The sequence below is a fragment of the Cupriavidus phytohabitans genome (genome assembly GCF_000426345.1).
Classification (GTDB): domain Bacteria; phylum Pseudomonadota; class Gammaproteobacteria; order Burkholderiales; family Burkholderiaceae; genus Cupriavidus.
In genome coordinates this window covers 41,799-58,855 of sequence record NZ_AUFE01000008.1, presented here as the reverse complement: position 1 = coordinate 58,855, position 17,057 = coordinate 41,799, and the positions used below count along the sequence as shown (strand labels likewise).

Here is a 17,057-nt window from a genome sequence, read left to right as displayed (position 1 = left end):
ACCGGGGTGCCACGCGGCTGACCGTCGACTGCGTCTGTTCAGGTCAACGAGCCACGGGCAACCCCCGTGGCTTTTTGCTTTTTGCTGCTTTTTGCTTGCCCCCTCGCCCGTCCGTCCATCGTTTAAAGCCGACCCCTGGAGTCCGCCATGGCATTTGCTGAGTTTCCCGTCCAATCCCTGATGTACATCACCAACCGGCCCGAGCTCGTCTTCACTGAGGGCAAGGGTTCCTGGCTGACGGATCACAACGGCAAGCGATACCTGGACTTCGTGCAGGGCTGGGCGGTCAACTGCCTGGGCCACTCCAACCAGGGCATGATCGACGCGCTGGTCGAGCAATCGAAGAAGATCATCAACCCGAGCCCGGCCTTCTACAACGAGCCGATGCTGCGCCTGGCCAAACAGCTGACCGACCACAGCTGCTTCGACAAGGTCTTCTTCGCCAACAGCGGCGCCGAAGCCAACGAAGGCGCGATCAAGCTGGCGCGCAAATGGGGCCGCAAGCACAAGAACGGCGCCTACGAGATCATCACCATGGACCACAGCTTCCATGGCCGCACGCTCGCCACCATGAGCGCGTCGGGCAAGGCCGGCTGGGACACCATCTTCGCGCCGCAGGTGCCGGGCTTCCCCAAGGCCGAGCTGAACGACCTGGCCTCGGTCGAGAAGCTGATCACCGACAAGACCGTCGGCATCATGCTGGAACCGGTGCAGGGCGAAGGCGGCGTGATCCCCGCCACGCGCGAGTTCATGCAGGGCCTGCGCGCGCTGGCCGACAAGCACAAGCTGCTGTTCATCGTCGATGAAGTGCAGGCCGGCTGCGGCCGCTGCGGCACGCTGTTCGCGTACGAGCTGTCCGGCGTCGAGCCGGACATCATGACGCTGGGCAAGGGCATCGGCGGCGGCGTGCCGCTGTCGGCGCTGCTGTGCAAGGCCGAAGTCGCCAGCTTCGAGGCCGGCGACCAGGGCGGCACCTACAACGGCAATCCGCTGATGACCGCGGTGGGCAGCGCAGTGATCGGGCAGCTGACCGCGCCGGGTTTCCTGGACGACGTCAAGGCCAAGGGCGAATACCTGAAGGAACAGCTGCTGGCGCTGTCGGGCGAGTTCGGCCTGGAGGGCGAACGTGGCGAGGGCCTGCTGCGCGCGCTGCTGCTGGGCAAGGACATCGGCCCGCAGCTGGTGGAAGAAGCGCGCGACATGGCGCCGCAGGGCCTGCTGCTGAACGCGCCGCGCGCCAACCTGCTGCGCTTCATGCCGGCGCTGAACGTCACGCGCGAAGAGATCGACCAGATGATCGGCATGCTGCGCACGCTGCTGAAGAAGCTGGCCTGATCCTTCAGGATCTGCAGACGGCAAAAAGCCTCGCATTGCGCGAGGCTTTTTGCTTTGCAGCCTGATCAGCGATCAGCGCCGCAGAGGAGTGAGGGAGAGGGCCAGCACCGCAGAACCCGCGCACACCGGCCTGGCCGGCCCGCGCGGGGCCCCGCGGCAAGGGGAAAGGCCTTGCGCCTGCGAGCGCCCGCCCTCTCCCTCACCCCTCTTGCGGCAGCGGGGTTGTCGGAATGGGAGCGGCGGCGCGCCGCTTACTCGCCCAGGTAGGCCGCCCGCACCTTGGGATCGTCCAGCATCTGCTTGGCTTCCCCGCTCATGGTGATCAGCCCGGACTCCATCACGTAGCCGCGGTGCGCGGCCTGCAACGCCAGGCGGGCGTTCTGCTCGACCAGCAGCACGGTCACGCCCTGCGCCGAGATGTCGCGCACGACCTCGAAGATCTTGTCGACCATGATTGGCGACAGGCCCATCGACGGCTCGTCCAGCAGCAGCACCTTGGGCTGGCTCATCAGCGCGCGCGCCATCGCCAGCATCTGCTGCTCGCCGCCGGACATGGTGCCCGCCAGCTGGTTGGCGCGTTCCTTCAGGCGCGGGAAGATGCCGAACATGCGGTCGACGTCGGCCTTGATGCCGGCCTCGTCGCTGCGCGTGTAGGCGCCCATCTGCAGGTTCTCGGTGATGGTCATGCGCGCGAACACGCCGCGGCCTTCCGGCACCATCGCCAGCCCTTGCTTGAGCAGCGCGTAGCTGGGCACGCCCTTGATCGACTTGCCCATGTACTCCACGTCGCCGCCGGCCCAACCCTGCAGGCCGGTGATGGCCTTCATGGTCGTGGTCTTGCCGGCGCCGTTGGCGCCGATCAGCGTGACCAGTTCACCGTCCTCGATTTCCAGGTCGATGCCCTTGACGGCCTGGATGCCGCCGTACGCGACCTTCAGGCCGGAGATCTTCAGTACTGTCTGTTTCATTGCTGGCTGTTTCATTGCTTTCCTCCCGCCATCAGTGCGCCGAGGTGCCGAGGTAGGCCTCGATCACCGCGGGGTTGTTCTGCACCTCGTGCGGCAGGCCCTGGGCAATCACCTTGCCGTAGTCCAGCACGGTCAGGCGGTTACACAGCCCCATCACCAGCTTTACGTCGTGCTCGATCAGCAGGATGGTCTTGCCGTCGTTCTTGATCTTGTCGAGCAGGCCACGCAGCTCGACCTTCTCGGTCGCGTTCATGCCCGCAGCCGGCTCGTCCAGCGCCAGCAACTTGGGCTCGGTCGCCAGCGCGCGGGCGATTTCCAGCCGGCGCTGGTGGCCGTACGACAGGTTACGCGCGGTGAAGTTGGCGTACTTGCCGATGCCGACGTAGTCGAGCAGGTCATGCGCCATGTCCTCGATGCCCTCTTCTTCGCGGCGCACCGCAGGCGGCCGGAAGATCGCGCCGAACAGGCCGGCCTTGGAGCGCACATGGCGCCCGACCATCACGTTCTCGAGCGCGGTCATCTCGCCGAACAGGCGGATGTTCTGGAACGTGCGCGCGATGCCGGCCTTGGCCACTTCATGCACGGCGGTCGGCTGGTAGGGCTTGCCGCCCAGCATGAACTCGCCCGCATCCGGCGTGTACAGCCCGGTGATCACATTGAAGAATGTGGTCTTGCCGGCGCCGTTGGGGCCGATCAGGCCATAGATCTCGCCCGGCTTGATCTGCAGGCCCACATCCGACAGCGCCTGCAGGCCGCCGAAACGCTTGTTGACCCCCTGTACCGACAGGAGGAAATCGTTGTTGCTCATGTTGTCCTCCTGGTCAGAAACGGCCCACACTGCCCGCACGGCGCACCACCGGGCGGTCTTCCTTGCGTGGCGACGGCCAGATGCCCGCCGGGCGGTACAGCATGACACCAACCAGGGCCAGGCCGAACAACAGCTGGCGCAGCACTTCGGCATCAACGATCACATGGCCGAACAAACCGGTCTGCATCGGCTCGGCCACCACGCGCAGCAGTTCCTGGAAGCCCACCAGCAGGATGCCGCCCAGGATCACGCCCGGGATATGGCCCATGCCGCCGAGCACCACGATGGCCAGCACGTAGATCGATTCCCACAGCGTGAACGATTCCGGCGACACGAAGCCCTGGAATGCGCCGAACACCGCGCCCGAGGCGCCGCCGAACGATGCGCCCATGGCAAATGCCAGCAGCTTGATGTTGCGGGTGTTGATGCCCATGGCCTTGGCGGCGATCTCGTCCTCACGGATGGCCACGAAGGCCCGGCCGATACGCGAAGTCTGCAGCCGCAGGCACACGAACACGATCACGATGACCAGGAACACCAGCAGGTAGTAGTACATGAACACCGGCGTGAACTTCATCCCGAAAATCTCGTGCGATTTCGAGAAGTCGAAGCCGAAGATATGGACCGGATCCACCGCCGTGATGCCCTTGGGGCCATTGGTGATGTTGACCGGACGGTCCAGGTTGTTCATGAAGATGCGGATGATCTCGCCGAAGCCCAGCGTCACGATGGCAAGGTAGTCGCCGCGCAGCTTGAGCGTTGGCGCTCCCAGCAGCACGCCAAAGGTCGCGGCCACCAGGATCGCGAGCGGCAGCACGAACCACATCGACAGGTGGACGCCGGTGGGGAACAGTTGCTGGATCCACTCGAACTGGTTCGCCAGGTGCGGCGAGCCGAGCAGCGCCATCAGGTAGGCGCCTACTGCGTAGAACGCGATATAGCCCAGGTCAAGCAGGCCGGCAAAGCCCACCACGATGTTCAGGCCCAGCGCCAGCATGATGTACAGCAGCGCAAAGTCCAGCACGCGGACCCAGTAGTTGCCGCCCAGGGTCTGGACGATAAACGGCGCGCACAGCGCGACCACCAAAAAGCCAATGAGTGCGGCCAGGGTCTTGGTCGGCACCTTGGTCGGCGCCGCGACGGCGGCCGTGGATGGAATCGGGGTATTCATGGATTCGCTCTCCTCAGGCGCGGTCCGCCACGCGTTCGCCCATGATGCCGGACGGACGGAAGACGAGCACAGTGATCAGTACGATAAAGGCGAAGACGTCCTGGTAGTTCGAGCCGAACACGCCATTGGTCAGGTCACCGATATAGCCGGCACCCAGCGCCTCGATCAGGCCCAGCAGCATGCCGCCGACCATCGCGCCGGCAAGGTTGCCGATGCCACCCAGCACCGCGGCGGTGAATGCCTTCAGGCCCGGGATAAAGCCCATGTAGAAGTGGGCGTTGCCGTAGTTGGTGGCCATCATCACGCCGGCCAGCGCCGCCAGCGTGGCGCCGATCATGAAGGTGGCGGAGATGACGAAGTTGGGGTTCACGCCCATCAGGCCGGCCACCTTCTGGTTCTCGGCGGTGGCGCGCATGGCGCGGCCGAGCTTGGTGCGGTTGACCAGCGCGAGCAGGCCCGACATGACCATCACGGCCAGGCCGATGATGACCATTTCCTTGCCGGTGATGGTAGCGCCGGTCGTGCCGATGTCGATCGGTTCCGACGGCAGCAGTTGCGGGAAGGTCAGCGGGTTGCGCGACCAGATCAGCATGCCCATCGTCTGCAGGATGATGGACACGCCGATCGCGGTAATCAGCGGGGCCAGCCGTGGCGCATTGCGCAAGGGCCGGTAAGCGATACGCTCGATCGAGTAAGACAGCACTGCGCAGACCGGCATCGCAATCAGCGTCGCGATCACCAGCGTCAGCCATTCGGGCAAGCCGGGGGCAAACTTCTGCAGACCAAGAATCGCTGACAGGGCGGTCAGCGCGCCGATCATCAGGACATCGCCGTGGGCGAAGTTGATGATCCCCAGAATGCCGTAGACCATGGTGTAGCCCAGTGCAATCAGCGCATAGATGCTGCCGAGCACCAGACCGTTCACGATCTGCTGGATAAAGATATCCATGAAAACTCCTGCTTCAGTCCCTTACCTGACGGCATGGTGTGGATGCCGGGGGGGGACGATGATGTGGTGATGGGTAACGTTGCTGCAGTTTGATTGCTGGTAAGCCGCCCGCCATGCTCCATCCAGGGTAAGGATGCTTCTACATTAGGCGAGGCTAAAAAGAACGGCACCGCAAAATACTCACGGTGCCGTTCGGATGGGCCGGTAAGCCCAGATTACATCTTCACGACGTCGAGAACGGACTTCTTCTTGTCCTTGTACTCGTACAGCGTGATGGTGCCTTCCTTCATGTCGCCCTTCTCGTCGAAGGCGATGTTGCCGATCACGCCCTTGTAGTTGGTCTTGGGCATTTCGGCCAGGATGGCAGCCGGTTCGGTCGAGTTGGCGCGCTTCATGGCGTCGACGATGACCATCACCGCGTCATAGGTGAACGGCGCGTAGATCTGCACCGGCGCGTTGAAGCGTGCCTGGTAGCGCTTGGAGAAGTCCGCGCCCTGCTCCATCTTCGACAGGGCCAGGCCGGCCTCGGAGCAGATGATGTTGGTCACGGCATCGCCGGCCAGCTCGGCCACCTTGTCGGTACAGACACCGTCGCCGCCAACGATCTTGGCGCCGATGCCCAGCTCCTTGGCCTGCTTGGCGAACGGGCCGCCGGTGGCATCCATGCCGCCGTACATGATCACGTCCGGCTTCTTGCCCTTGATCTTGGTCAGAATGGCCTTGAAGTCGGTGGCCTTGTCGTTGGTGGCTTCGCGCGCCACCACGTTCACGCCAGCCGCCTTGGCGGTCTTCTCGAACTCGTCGGCCAGGCCCTTGCCATAGGCGGTGGCGTCGTCGACGATCGCCACGCTCTTGGCGTGCAGGGTCTTGGCGGCGTAATTGGCCAGTGCCGGGCCCTGCTGGGCGTCGGTGGCCACCACGCGGTAGGTGGTCTTGAAGCCTTGCTTGGTGTAGTCCGGGTTGGTGGACGAGGGCGAGATCTGGACGATGCCGGCATCGCTGTAGATCTTCGAGGCCGGGATCGACGTGCCCGAGTTCAGGTGGCCGACCACGGCGACGACCTTGGCGTCGACCAGCTTCTGTGCCACGGAGGTGCCGGTCTTCGGATCGGCGGCATCGTCTTCGCCGACCAGTTCCAGCTTGATCTTCTTGCCACCGACTTCAAGGCCGGCCTTGTTGACTTCTTCCACGGCCAGGCGGGCGCCGTTTTCGTTGTCCTTGCCAAGGTGCGCGATACCGCCGGTCAGCGGGGCCGCGTGGCCGATCTTGACGACGGTCTCGCCACCGCCCGCTGCAGGGGCTGCTGCGGCCGGCGCCGAAGAGGCCGCATCCGCCGGCTTCTCTTCCTTCTTGCCGCAAGCTGCTACCAGCGCCACTGCGGCCGCGATCGGCAGAATCTTGGCAAACGTGATTTGCATGAGTGATCTCCTAGGATTCACAAAAACAGGGATTTGCAACGCCTCCCGGACGTTTCCCTGGACCGCCTTTGTTTAGTTTCAATTTGAAACGCGCGCATTGTATCCCCTTTCTTTGCAGATGCAATACGCGACGCAACAACTCGACCGATTTACCCTTCAAATGAGCTAGGGAATTTCCCCAATGCACAGATTGGGGCAATTCCCGCTCACATGGCGGGACTGCGGCACATACTTACAAGAATCGTGCCTGCGCCGCCCCGGCGGCAGGACCAGGCGCGCGGTGCGCCACCTATAATAGGTCTTAATTAATTAGGCATTTCATTTCAAATGCGAGGCACCGATCTCTAATGTGCAGAATGTAGCGCCGCACCATAATAGGGAAAACCCCAGTTACGGGGATTACCCCTATTTTGTCGGATTCGCCAGGCACGCAGTCATTCATGCATCCATGGCATTGCACTGATAATGTGCATTGCGCGTCATAAGCCGGCAAATCGTCACCGCGCGGGCATGCGCGAAAAAAAAAGCGCCGCATTGCGCGGCGCTCTTGTCATGAACCAGTGCGGTGCGGGCCCGGCCCGCGGTCGCTCAGGCGGCGACGCTGGTTGGCATCAACCCCCGCGGCAGGGGAAACGCCATGTTTTCCTCGATGCCCTCCAGCCCCCGCACCTGGCGTGCACCGAGCGCGCGCAGGCGGTCTACGATCGACTGCGCCAGCGCCTCTGGCGCCGAGGCCCCGGCGGTCAGCCCGATACGGCGCTTGCCGGCGATCCATTCCGGGCGCACCTGCTCCGGCGCATCGACCATGTAGGCCGGCACGCCCAGGCGCTGCGCCAGTTCGCGCAGGCGGTTGGAATTGGAACTGTTGGGGCTGCCGACCACGATCACCACCTCGACCTGCGGCGCCATGAACTTGACAGCGTCCTGGCGGTTCTGCGTGGCATAGCAGATATCCTGCTTCTTCGGTTCGCGGATCTGCGGATAGCGCGCCTTCAGCGCGGCGACGATTTCGCGGGTCTCATCCACCGACAGCGTGGTCTGGGTCACGTAGGCAAGCCGCTCCGGGTCCGCGATCTGCAGCGTGGCGACGTCGTCGACCGTCTCGACCAGCACCATGCCGCCGTTGGCCTGGCCCATGGTGCCTTCGACCTCGGGGTGGCCGCGATGGCCGATCATCACGATCTCGCAACCCTCCGCGCGCATCTTGCCGACTTCGACATGCACCTTGGTCACCAGCGGGCAGGTTGCGTCGAATACGTGCAGGCCGCGCGCGGCGGCGTCCTCGCGCACTTCGCGCGACACGCCATGCGCACTGAAGATGACGGTGGCGCCGGCAGGCACCTCGTCCAGCTCACGCACGAACACCGCGCCCTTGCTGCGCAGGTCGGCCACCACGTAGGCGTTGTGTACGATTTCATGGCGCACGTAGATCGGCGCGCCGAAGCGCGCGAGCGCGCGCTCGACGATCTCGATGGCGCGATCCACGCCGGCGCAGAAGCCGCGCGGCTGGGCCATCAGGATTTCGGCGTCGGGTGCGGTGGTCATGTCAGGCATGCTGCGTATCTGGACAGGAGTCGGCACGTTGGCGCAATCAGAGGATGCCGATCAGCTGCACGTCGAACAGGATCGTCTGTCCGGCCAGCGGATGATTGAAGTCGAACAGCGCCGCGGTCTCGCCGATTTCCTTCAGCACGCCCGCGTACTTGCCGCCGCCGGGGGCGTTGAACTCGACCAGGTCGCCCGGGTTGTAGTCTTCCTCGAACGAGCTGTTCTCACGCAGCGTTGCCAGCGACACCCATTGCAGTAATTCGGGATTGCGTGGCCCGAACGCGTGCTCCGGCGCGAGCCGGTAAGTCATGCGCTCGCCTTCCGGCATGCCCAGCAGCGCCTGCTCCAGAGTGGGCGCGAGCTGGCCCTGGCCGAGCAGCAGCGTGGCGGGCTTGTCGTCGAAGGTGCTGACGACCTCGGTGCCATTCTCCAGCGAGATGCTGTAGTGCAGGGTCAGGAAAGAGTCGGCCAGGACAGTCTTGCGGCCAGCCGTGCCGCCGTCGGCTTCCGACGCGAAAGTTTGCAAATTCATGGGTGATCAACCGAGGGAGGGTAGGAGCAGGCCATTGCTGGCCCACTCCCCCCTAAGAACCGTACGTGCGGGTTTCCCCGCATACGGCTCAAGCCTTCACAAAATACCATCAAATCGATGGCACCGGCTTTACAACAGAAAGCCCGTGGTTATGCACTTGGACATGACAGTTCGGATGCAGCAGCACGCGGTTCCTCAGACCATCAGAGCCACCGCGTACGCGGTACTCGATGTGGTGGTCATGCCACCCAGTGTCCTTGGTCATCTTGCACTGACACAGAGCACACAAGCCCCGCTGGGACATGTACAGCTTGATCCACTGCTTTCGGTGCGCCATGCTGTCAAGCAGCCGCTCCTGTCGCAATGTTTCACCATACACCTCCTGCGCCGGATCAAAAGGGTTGTAATCCCCTCTGACCTTCTTGTGCCTTTGGATGGGCGTGCTCGCGAGCGAGTACAACTCAACCCATACCTCACTATCGACATCTTTCACTACTGTGGTGCCAAACACCCAACTGCGCTGACCGACTGAGCCGAAGTACTTCTTCCGCACCCAATCCGCCTTCTTGCCTGGATGTCGCCGCTTGGCCCACCGCCATAGGACACGAAATATGTCGTGCCCCAAACGGTTGAAAGCCGCCTTCGCCACTACGGCGCGGTGGTACTGCGCCCAACCCCGTAGCATCGGGTTCAGCAGTCGAATCAGCTCTGACTGCTTCACCGTCTTGTTGGCACTGATGACCCCCTTCACCTTGCGGTAGAACGTCTGCACGTTCTTCCTGCTCGGCTTGATGAGCAGCGTTCCGGAGTACTTCCGGAAGTTCCACCCTAGAAAGTCAAAGCCGTCGGCTACGTTGACGATCCGCGTTTTCTCCGTTGATAGCGTCAGCCCTCGTACCGCCAGGAACTGCTCCACCCACGGCTTGACCTCGTTTTGCAGGATCTCAGGCGTAGTGCCCGTGATCACGAAGTCGTCCGCATAGCGCACAACATTCACCTTCAGCTTCCGCGTTTTGGCGACCCCCAGTTTCTTCTCGAAGGAAGCAACCAGTTGTCGTTCCAACCCGTTCAGCGCCACGTTTGCCAGAGTCGGGGAGATGATGCCTCCCTGCGGTGTTCCGGCTTCGGTCGCCTGAAACTGGCCCTGAAATATCACGCCAGCCTTCAGCCACTTGCGGAGGATGGCTCGGTCCATCGGGACATTGCGCTCCAGCCAGTCGTGACTGATATGGTCAAAGCAACCTTTGATATCCGCCTCCAGAATCCATTGGGCTGAGTGCCCTCTGGACAGGTTGACGAACAGCTGTGACATGGCATCCGCCGTGGAACGATTGATCCGGAACCCATAAGAATTCGGATCGCTCGTCCCTTCGGACACCGGCTCCAGCGCCAGCAGGTGCAAGGCCTGCATGGCTCGATCCAACATGGTCGGAATGCCTAGTGGGCGCTCCTTCCCGTTGGCCTTAGGAATAAAGACCCGCCGCAATGGCAATGGCCTGTACCCTCGGCGCTTCAACCGTCCGATGGCTTCCCACCGGACTTCAGGCGAGTCCCACAGTTCGCGATCGACGCCTGCCGTTCGCTTACCTTGGTTCTCCGTCACTCGCTTTACCGCCGATGCCTTGGCGGAAAACGAGCGGGTCAGCGACCGTTGCAAGGCTTTCACCCTGCGCCAGTCCCCTTCCTGTGTTGCCTTCGCAATTCGAATCTGCATTGCCCGGACGTTCCGTTCCACTTGGCGCCAATTGATGGCATCCCAGCGTTGCGGTGCGCCGGAGAGCGCAGATTCATCCTCACGGATAAATGCTTCCATGCTGCTCTCCTATCTTGAGGTCTTCCCCCAAAACGCGGAGACAACATGCCCCTGAGGGGCATATTGCCCCTCAGGGGAAGAAATTTCGGTTTCAAGCGGGTTAGCCAGTCGTCCTGCGACGAAAGACCAGTTGGAAGTCTGCCCGCTTTCGCGTGAGGTGATGTTTCAACCCCTATCCGGATCATTACAACCCGGCGTTCGCTTTCTCCAACCTCCCATACCCGCACAGCCAACAGCGTTCCTTACGGTCCGCCTGCCTGGGCCACACTGCACCCTGGCAGCCATACGGGCTTACCACGTTCCCTGCACGCTACAAGACCGGGTTAGGGTCTGCCTCTTCGCCGATGGTCTAGTGACGACGTGCTCCGAATGTCCAGCGGAGCAACCGACCAAATACCGTTTTGGTTAGTGCCTGTCAGCAGCTTTGGCACCGCAATACTCACGACGTTTATCAGCAGTTCACTTCCGTTACCCATACCAGTCAGCCTAGCTCCTCGACCCCATGGCTGCTTGGAGTCTCTACCGGAAGACCTCACGGTCCTCTGGCACCCTTACGGGGGCTACATTGTCAGGAGAGCTTCACACCCCACCGTTACCAGTGACGCATGTCTCCCTAGGCTACTGCTAGTCGCATAGCAGGTTCTCTATCAAAGCGCCCTCGCGGACGTGTCTGACCGAACCATAGCGTGCAGAGCTTTCGCTCCGCCTGAACCCTACCTGCCGGTCCAACTGGACCGGAAATGCAAATGCTCCGCCTTGTGGGCAAAAGACATTCGCCCACTTGGCGTTTGGTGGCCAACGTGGCCACGTTCAAACTTGATGCCTGACTTCGGCATGTAAAGCCATTGCCCCCTCTTAGAGAGTGGACAACGCCACGCCCGAGGGCGTGGTTCGCGCCTTTGGGCGGGCACTGGCTGGTAAGCCAGTACTGCAAGCAACGCTTCTCAGAAAACTCTGAAAAGTGAGCAGGCGCTAGCGTCGTAAGCTATGGTGGGCTTCGTTTCACTAGCATGTGGGAGTACTCTCCCAGGGTCGATGCGTCTAACGTGACGCGGACGGACACGAGTGTGCGTGTCGCACGAACAACCCGTATTGTATTCGACTGGCCCATCGCCCGCCGCGCCGGAGCCGTATACCCCTTCTAGCTCTCGGGGCGGCGGTCCAACCCCGACCGCCCATGACCATTGCCAACTGGCCCGCCTGCGAGCGGCCGCGCGAGAAACTGCTGGAATGCGGCGCCGCCGCCCTGTCCGACGCCGAACTGCTGGCTGTCTTCCTGCGCGTCGGCGCGGCCGGCAAAAGTGCCGTCGACCTCGCCCGCGAGCTGATGCACCGCTTTGGCTCGCTGACCGCCTTGTTCGCGTCCGAACCCGGTGCGCTGACGGGCATCAAGGGCATGGGCGCGGCCAAGTACGCACAATTGCAGGCGATTCCCGAACTGGCGCGGCGCGCGCTGGCTGAATCGCTGCGGCTGCCGACCGGTTTCGACTCGCGCGCGGCGGTGCACAGCTACCTGCGCCTGACGCTGGCATCGCTGCCGCATGAAGTATTCCTGTGCCTGTTCCTCGATCCGCGCAACCGCATGATTGCCAGCGAGGAACTGTTCCGGGGCACCCTGACGCGCACTGCCGTCTATCCGCGCGAGGTCGCGCGCCAGGCACTGGTGCATAATGCGGCCGGCGTGATCGTGGCGCACAACCATCCCTCCGGCACGACCGCGCCGAGCCAAAGCGACGTCCACCTGACCCGCGAGCTGGCACGAACGCTCGAACTCATCGACGTGCATCTGCTCGACCATTTCATCGTGGCGGGCCAGGAAATCCGTTCGCTGGCCGACGGTTGCGAATGCCTGCCTGGGCTGTGACGTCTGCAGCACAGTGCCGGACGAGACACAACACCCGATTCCGTCAACGCAGGGAAGGCATTGATTCACCGGCGGATTCCGGTCTATAATTTACGTTTCATTGAAGTCCCATCCGCTGCAGTCCGGGCCCGCGCGCCTTTTGTTGATCTGTTGCGAACATTGTCCACGAATAAGATTTAGGAGTGCTTCATGGCACGCGTCTGTCAAGTGACCGGGAAAGCGCCGATGGTCGGCAACAACGTTTCCCACGCAAACAACAAGACCAAGCGCCGTTTTCTGCCCAACCTGCAGAATCGTCGTTTCTTCGTTGAATCCGAAAACCGCTGGGTGAGCCTGCGCGTCTCGAACGCCGGCCTGCGCCTGATCGACAAGAAAGGCATCGACTCCGTGCTCGCCGATCTGCGCGCACGTGGCGAAGTCTAATTAGGAGCACATCATGGCAAGCAAGGGCGGCCGCGACAAGATCAAGCTGGAATCGACCGCAGGTACCGGTCACTTCTACACCACCACCAAGAACAAGCGCACGATGCCGGAAAAGATGGAGATCATGAAGTTCGATCCCGTCGCTCGCAAGCACGTCGCTTACAAGGAAACCAAGATCAAGTAATTGATCCGGTATCCCGCCAGAAAGCCCCGCCATGTTGCGGGGCTTTTTGTTGCCCGCTCGTTTCCCGCGCGACGGCGCAGGCGCGACGTTGGTCCCCGCAGGCCGCAAGAAGCGCGCCGTTCGGCACACCAGCAAGCACACGGCAACTTTCCGGCGCGATCACCGCCCAGTCGGGCCGGTTCACCGCTGCACGGCATGCCGCGCACGGTGTAGACTTTCCCGTTTCCCCCATCCGCCCGGCGCCTTCCGGCGCTCTCTCCGCACCATGAATTTCGACGTCGCCATCGTCGGCAGCGGGCTGGCCGGCCTTACGGTCGCGCTGCAACTGGCCGACACCCACCGGGTTGTCATCCTCAGCAAGCGCGCCATGACGCAGGGCGCCAGCGACTGGGCGCAGGGCGGCATCGCCGCCGTGCTTGATTCCGGCGACAGCCATGACGAGCACACGCAGGACACACTCGTTGCCGGCGCAGGACTCTGCGACGAAGAGGCAACCCGCTTTATCGTGGAGCACGGGCGCGAAGCGATCCAGTGGCTGATCGACCGCGGCGTGCCGTTCACGCGCGACGAGCAGGCCGAACTGGGCTTCCACCTGACCCGCGAAGGCGGCCACAGCCGCCGGCGCATCATCCACGCGGCCGATGCCACCGGACACGCGGTGGTCAGCACGCTGCTGCAGCAGGCCACGCAGCATCCGAACATCACCATCCTGGAAGACCATTTCGCGATCGACCTGATCACCTCGCGCAAGATGGGACTGCCTGGCAACCGGTGCTATGGCCTTTACGTTCTCGACGACAGCACCGGCGCGGTGCACACCCTCACCGCCACGCACACGGTGCTGGCCGCGGGCGGCGCTGGCAAGGTCTACCTGTACACCACCAACCCTGACACCGCCACCGGGGACGGCATCGCGATGGCGTGGCGCGCGGGCTGCCGGGTGTCGAACATGGAGTTCATCCAGTTCCACCCCACCTGCCTGTACCACCCCTATGCCAAATCGTTCCTGATTTCCGAGGCGGTGCGCGGCGAAGGCGGGCTGCTCAAGCTGCCCGACGGCACCCGCTTCATGCCCGAACACGATGAGCGCGCCGAACTGGCACCGCGCGACGTGGTCGCGCGCGCGATCGACTTCGAGATGAAGAAGCGCGGCCTGGACTGCGTCTACCTGGACATCAGCCACCAGCCCGAAGCCTTCCTGAAAGAACACTTCCCGACGATCTACGCGCGCTGCCTGGAACTGGGCATCGACATCACGCGCGAGCCGATCCCGGTCGTCCCGGCTGCGCACTACACCTGCGGCGGCGTGGTCACCGATACCGCGGGCCGCACCGATATCGGCAACCTGTACGCAGTGGGCGAGTCTGCCTGCACCGGCCTGCATGGCGCCAACCGGCTGGCCTCCAATTCGCTGCTCGAATGCATGGTGATCGGCCGCGCCGCGGCGGAAGACATCGCCTCGAAGGACAAGGCCGGCGCGCCCAACATCACGCTGCCGGCGTGGGACGAGAGCCGCGTGTCCGATGCCGACGAGGAAGTCGTGGTGTCCCACAACTGGGATGAACTGCGCCGCATGATGTGGAACTACGTCGGCATCGTGCGCACCAGCAAGCGGCTGGAACGCGCGCAGCACCGCATCGGCCTGCTGCGCGAGGAAATCGCCGAGTACTACGCCAACTTCCGGGTCACGCGCGACCTGCTGGAACTGCGCAACCTGGTGGAGGTGGCCTCGCTGATCGTGGACAGCGCGTACTCGCGGCATGAAAGCCGCGGGCTGCATTTCAGCCGCGACTATCCGGACTCGCTGCCGAAGGCACTGCCTACGGTGATGCAGCCCTCGGCCGGCCGCAAGCGCTGAGCGCCGTCCAGCAATAAAAAAACGGGGTGCGAGCCAGAGGGCTCCACCCCGTTTTTTTTGACTTCGCGCTGGCGATGCGTCAGCCGATGATACGCAGCGAGTAATCCGTCGCGCGCACGTCCTTGGTCAATGCGCCCACCGAGATGCGGTCCACGCCGGTCTCGGCAAACGTGCGGATGGTCTCGGCATTGACGCCGCCCGACACTTCCAGCAGCGCCCTGCCCTGGTTGATCTTCACCGCGTCCTGCATCATCGGCACGGTGAAGTTGTCGATCAGCACCGACTTCGCGCCCGCGGCCAGCGCCTCTTCCAGTTCCGCCAGCGACTCCACTTCGACCTGCACCGGCGCATCGGTATCGAGCGCCTGCGCCGCCTGCATCGCGGCGGTGATGCTGCCGGCCGCGGCGATATGGTTTTCCTTGATCAGGATGCCATCGTACAGCGCCAGCCGCTGGTTCTCGCCGCCACCGACGCGCACCGCGTACTTCTGCGCCAGGCGCAAGCCTGGCAGCGTCTTGCGCGTATCCAGCACGCGCGCGCGGGTGCCGGCGATCAGGTCGGCATAGCGGCGCGTCACCGTGGCCACGCCGGACAGCAGTTGCAGGAAGTTCAGCGACGGACGTTCCGCGGTCAGCAGCGAGCGCGCCGGGCCGGTGATCTCGCACACCACGGAATCCGGCGCCATGCGGGCGCCCTCTTCCTGCAGCCAGCGCACTTCCAGCGCCGGATCGACCGCGCGCATGCAGGCGTCGAACCACGGCCGTCCGCACAGCACCGCCGCTTCGCGCACGATCACGCGCGCATGCGCGGGCTTGCCTGCCGGCACCAGCAGGCCGGTCAGGTCTCCGCTGCCGACATCCTCGGCGATGGCGGCCTGTACATTGGCTTGCAGCGCCGCCTGCAGCGCTGCGCCGTAGCTGTCGAAAATCGGATTCACGCTCATGCCGGACCGATCCCCTGGAACAGCGCCTGTTCCTGCGCCAGGTCGGACGACGGACGCACATTGCGCTTCTGCGCCGCGGCAAAATCGAGCATGCGGTTGATGCAGGTCACCGCCTTGACGCCGATGGCCGGGTCGACATGGATCTCATTGCGCCCGGTCTCCAGCACGTCGGCCAGGTTAGTCAGCGCATTCATCGCCATCCACGGGCAGTGCGCGCAACTCTTGCAGGTCGCGCTGTTGCCGGCAGTCGGCGCTTCGATGAAATGCTTGCCGGGCGCGGCCATGCGCATCTTGTGCAGGATGCCGTTGTCGGTGGCGACGATAAACTCGGTCGCGTCCAGCTTCTGCGCCGCCTCGATCAGCTGCGAGGTGGAGCCGACCACATCGGCCTGCGCTACCACATTCTCAGGCGATTCCGGGTGCACCAGGATCTTGGCGTTGGGGAATTCACGGCGCAGCAGGTCCAGCTCGATGCCCTTGAACTCATCGTGCACCAGGCACGAGCCCTGCCACAGCAGCATGTCGGCGCCGGTCTGCTTCTGGATATAGCTGCCCAGGTGCTTGTCGGGTGCCCACAGGATCTTCTTGCCCTGCGCATGCAGGTGCTCGACGATCTTCAGCCCGATGCTCGAGGTCACCATCCAGTCCGCGCGCGCCTTCACGGCGGCACTGGTGTTGGCGTAGACCACCACGGTGCGATCCGGATGCGCGTCGCAGAAGGCGGCGAATTCGTCGGCCGGGCAACCCAGGTCGAGCGAACAGGTCGCATCCAGGTCCGGCATCAGCACGGTCTTCTCGGGGCTGAGGATCTTGGCGGTCTCGCCCATGAAGCGCACACCGGCCACCACCAGGGTCTTGGCTTCGTGGTCGCGGCCGAAGCGGGCCATTTCGAGGGAGTCGGAGACGCAGCCCCCGGTTTCTTCGGCAAGGTCCTGCAGGTCGGCGTCGACGTAGTAGTGCGCCACCAGCACCGCGTTGCGTTCCTTCAGCAAGCGGCGGATACGCGCCTTCAGCGACTGCCGCTCATCGGGCGACAGCACCGGCGGCACCTTGGCCCAGGCATGGGCCACGCAGCTGCCGCCAGTGGCGTTTTCGGCATCCGCGAGGTTCGGCTTCTCGAACTCGACGGTCTTGATCGATTGTGGGGTCATCTCCGGGTACTCCTCTAGACCTCCGCCAACAGGGTGCGGCCGGCCAGAACATGGGGGAGTTTATCTAAAACAAAAGCCCCGCCATGGGCGGG

At 63.5% G+C, this 17,057-nt stretch carries 15 protein-coding genes; 5 read left to right on the top strand and 10 right to left on the bottom strand.

The window, feature by feature from the left end; all coding sequences use genetic code 11:
• Positions 1-147: 147 nt before the first annotated feature.
• Positions 148-1,335 carry an acetylornithine transaminase gene (locus tag K309_RS0108385; RefSeq protein WP_029046003.1) on the top strand — a complete coding sequence of 396 codons (1,188 nt, stop codon included), beginning with the start codon at positions 148-150 and terminating at the stop codon, positions 1,333-1,335.
• 251 nt (positions 1,336-1,586) lie between these two features.
• Here the strand turns inward: K309_RS0108385 and K309_RS0108380 are convergent, their stop codons facing one another.
• From K309_RS0108380 to ltrA, 8 genes are all read right to left on the bottom strand, one after another.
• A complete protein-coding gene (locus K309_RS0108380) occupies positions 1,587-2,303 on the bottom strand; it encodes an ABC transporter ATP-binding protein (protein WP_029046002.1) in 717 nt (238 codons plus the stop codon).
• Positions 2,304-2,334: 31 nt separating this feature from the next.
• A complete protein-coding gene (locus K309_RS0108375) occupies positions 2,335-3,111 on the bottom strand; it encodes an ABC transporter ATP-binding protein (RefSeq protein WP_029046001.1) in 777 nt (258 codons plus the stop codon).
• Positions 3,112-3,124: 13 nt separating this feature from the next.
• Positions 3,125-4,282 (bottom strand): ABC transporter permease subunit, encoded by a 1,158-nt coding sequence (locus tag K309_RS0108370; RefSeq protein ID WP_035877072.1) that lies wholly within the window; start codon positions 4,280-4,282, stop codon positions 3,125-3,127.
• Between the two features lie 13 nt (positions 4,283-4,295).
• Entirely contained in the window at positions 4,296-5,231 is a 936-nt protein-coding gene (locus tag K309_RS0108365) for a branched-chain amino acid ABC transporter permease (protein ID WP_029045999.1), read from the bottom strand.
• A 215-nt stretch (positions 5,232-5,446) separates the two neighbouring features.
• Positions 5,447-6,649, bottom strand: a complete 1,203-nt coding sequence (locus tag K309_RS0108360) for a branched-chain amino acid ABC transporter substrate-binding protein (protein ID WP_029045998.1) — start codon at positions 6,647-6,649, stop codon at positions 5,447-5,449.
• Between the two features lie 588 nt (positions 6,650-7,237).
• The gene (gene ispH, locus K309_RS0108355; RefSeq protein WP_029045997.1) at positions 7,238-8,203 is read right to left on the bottom strand and encodes a 4-hydroxy-3-methylbut-2-enyl diphosphate reductase; all 966 of its coding nucleotides are present in this window, start codon (positions 8,201-8,203) and stop codon (positions 7,238-7,240) included.
• Between the two features lie 37 nt (positions 8,204-8,240).
• Entirely contained in the window at positions 8,241-8,729 is a 489-nt protein-coding gene (locus tag K309_RS0108350) for an FKBP-type peptidyl-prolyl cis-trans isomerase (protein ID WP_029045996.1), read from the bottom strand.
• Positions 8,730-8,838: 109 nt separating this feature from the next.
• Entirely contained in the window at positions 8,839-10,542 is a 1,704-nt protein-coding gene (ltrA, locus tag K309_RS0108345; protein ID WP_029045995.1) for a group II intron reverse transcriptase/maturase, read from the bottom strand.
• 1,177 nt (positions 10,543-11,719) lie between these two features.
• On the opposite strand from ltrA, the gene radC reads away from it, so the two are divergent.
• From radC to nadB, 4 genes are all read left to right on the top strand, one after another.
• Complete coding sequence (radC, locus tag K309_RS0108340) at positions 11,720-12,406, top strand: RadC family protein (RefSeq protein WP_029045994.1); 687 nt, start codon at positions 11,720-11,722, stop codon at positions 12,404-12,406.
• A gap of 189 nt (positions 12,407-12,595) precedes the next feature.
• Entirely contained in the window at positions 12,596-12,829 is a 234-nt protein-coding gene (gene rpmB, locus K309_RS0108335) for a 50S ribosomal protein L28 (RefSeq protein WP_006575661.1), read from the top strand.
• Between the two features lie 13 nt (positions 12,830-12,842).
• The gene (gene rpmG / locus K309_RS0108330) at positions 12,843-13,013 is read left to right on the top strand and encodes a 50S ribosomal protein L33 (RefSeq protein ID WP_010814980.1); all 171 of its coding nucleotides are present in this window, start codon (positions 12,843-12,845) and stop codon (positions 13,011-13,013) included.
• A 265-nt stretch (positions 13,014-13,278) separates the two neighbouring features.
• Positions 13,279-14,871 (top strand): L-aspartate oxidase, encoded by a 1,593-nt coding sequence (gene nadB, locus K309_RS0108325; RefSeq protein ID WP_029045993.1) that lies wholly within the window; start codon positions 13,279-13,281, stop codon positions 14,869-14,871.
• A gap of 79 nt (positions 14,872-14,950) precedes the next feature.
• Here the strand turns inward: nadB and nadC are convergent, their stop codons facing one another.
• Positions 14,951-15,814: a carboxylating nicotinate-nucleotide diphosphorylase gene (gene nadC, locus K309_RS0108320; protein WP_029045992.1), complete on the bottom strand. Its 864-nt coding sequence runs from the start codon at positions 15,812-15,814 to the stop codon at positions 14,951-14,953.
• Positions 15,811-16,965, bottom strand: coding sequence for a quinolinate synthase NadA (nadA, locus tag K309_RS0108315; RefSeq protein WP_029045991.1), 1,155 nt, complete (start codon positions 16,963-16,965; stop codon positions 15,811-15,813). The genes nadC and nadA overlap by 4 nt, the downstream gene beginning before the upstream one ends.
• Positions 16,966-17,057: the final 92 nt, after the last annotated feature.

Excerpts from the sequence above, each read along its gene's own strand:
- K309_RS0108385 (WP_029046003.1), top strand. The coding sequence starts at position 148 with ATGGCATTTGCTGAGTTTCCCGTCCAATCCCTGATGTACATCACCAAC.
- K309_RS0108380 (WP_029046002.1), bottom strand. The coding sequence starts at position 2,303 with ATGAAACAGACAGTACTGAAGATCTCCGGCCTGAAGGTCGCGTACGGC.
- K309_RS0108375 (WP_029046001.1), bottom strand. The coding sequence starts at position 3,111 with ATGAGCAACAACGATTTCCTCCTGTCGGTACAGGGGGTCAACAAGCGT.
- K309_RS0108370 (WP_035877072.1), bottom strand. The coding sequence starts at position 4,282 with ATGAATACCCCGATTCCATCCACGGCCGCCGTCGCGGCGCCGACCAAG.
- K309_RS0108365 (WP_029045999.1), bottom strand. The coding sequence starts at position 5,231 with ATGGATATCTTTATCCAGCAGATCGTGAACGGTCTGGTGCTCGGCAGC.
- K309_RS0108360 (WP_029045998.1), bottom strand. The coding sequence starts at position 6,649 with ATGCAAATCACGTTTGCCAAGATTCTGCCGATCGCGGCCGCAGTGGCG.
- ispH (WP_029045997.1), bottom strand. The coding sequence starts at position 8,203 with ATGCCTGACATGACCACCGCACCCGACGCCGAAATCCTGATGGCCCAG.
- K309_RS0108350 (WP_029045996.1), bottom strand. The coding sequence starts at position 8,729 with ATGAATTTGCAAACTTTCGCGTCGGAAGCCGACGGCGGCACGGCTGGC.
- ltrA (WP_029045995.1), bottom strand. The coding sequence starts at position 10,542 with ATGGAAGCATTTATCCGTGAGGATGAATCTGCGCTCTCCGGCGCACCG.
- radC (WP_029045994.1), top strand. The coding sequence starts at position 11,720 with ATGACCATTGCCAACTGGCCCGCCTGCGAGCGGCCGCGCGAGAAACTG.
- rpmB (WP_006575661.1), top strand. The coding sequence starts at position 12,596 with ATGGCACGCGTCTGTCAAGTGACCGGGAAAGCGCCGATGGTCGGCAAC.
- rpmG (WP_010814980.1), top strand. The coding sequence starts at position 12,843 with ATGGCAAGCAAGGGCGGCCGCGACAAGATCAAGCTGGAATCGACCGCA.
- nadB (WP_029045993.1), top strand. The coding sequence starts at position 13,279 with ATGAATTTCGACGTCGCCATCGTCGGCAGCGGGCTGGCCGGCCTTACG.
- nadC (WP_029045992.1), bottom strand. The coding sequence starts at position 15,814 with ATGAGCGTGAATCCGATTTTCGACAGCTACGGCGCAGCGCTGCAGGCG.
- nadA (WP_029045991.1), bottom strand. The coding sequence starts at position 16,965 with ATGACCCCACAATCGATCAAGACCGTCGAGTTCGAGAAGCCGAACCTC.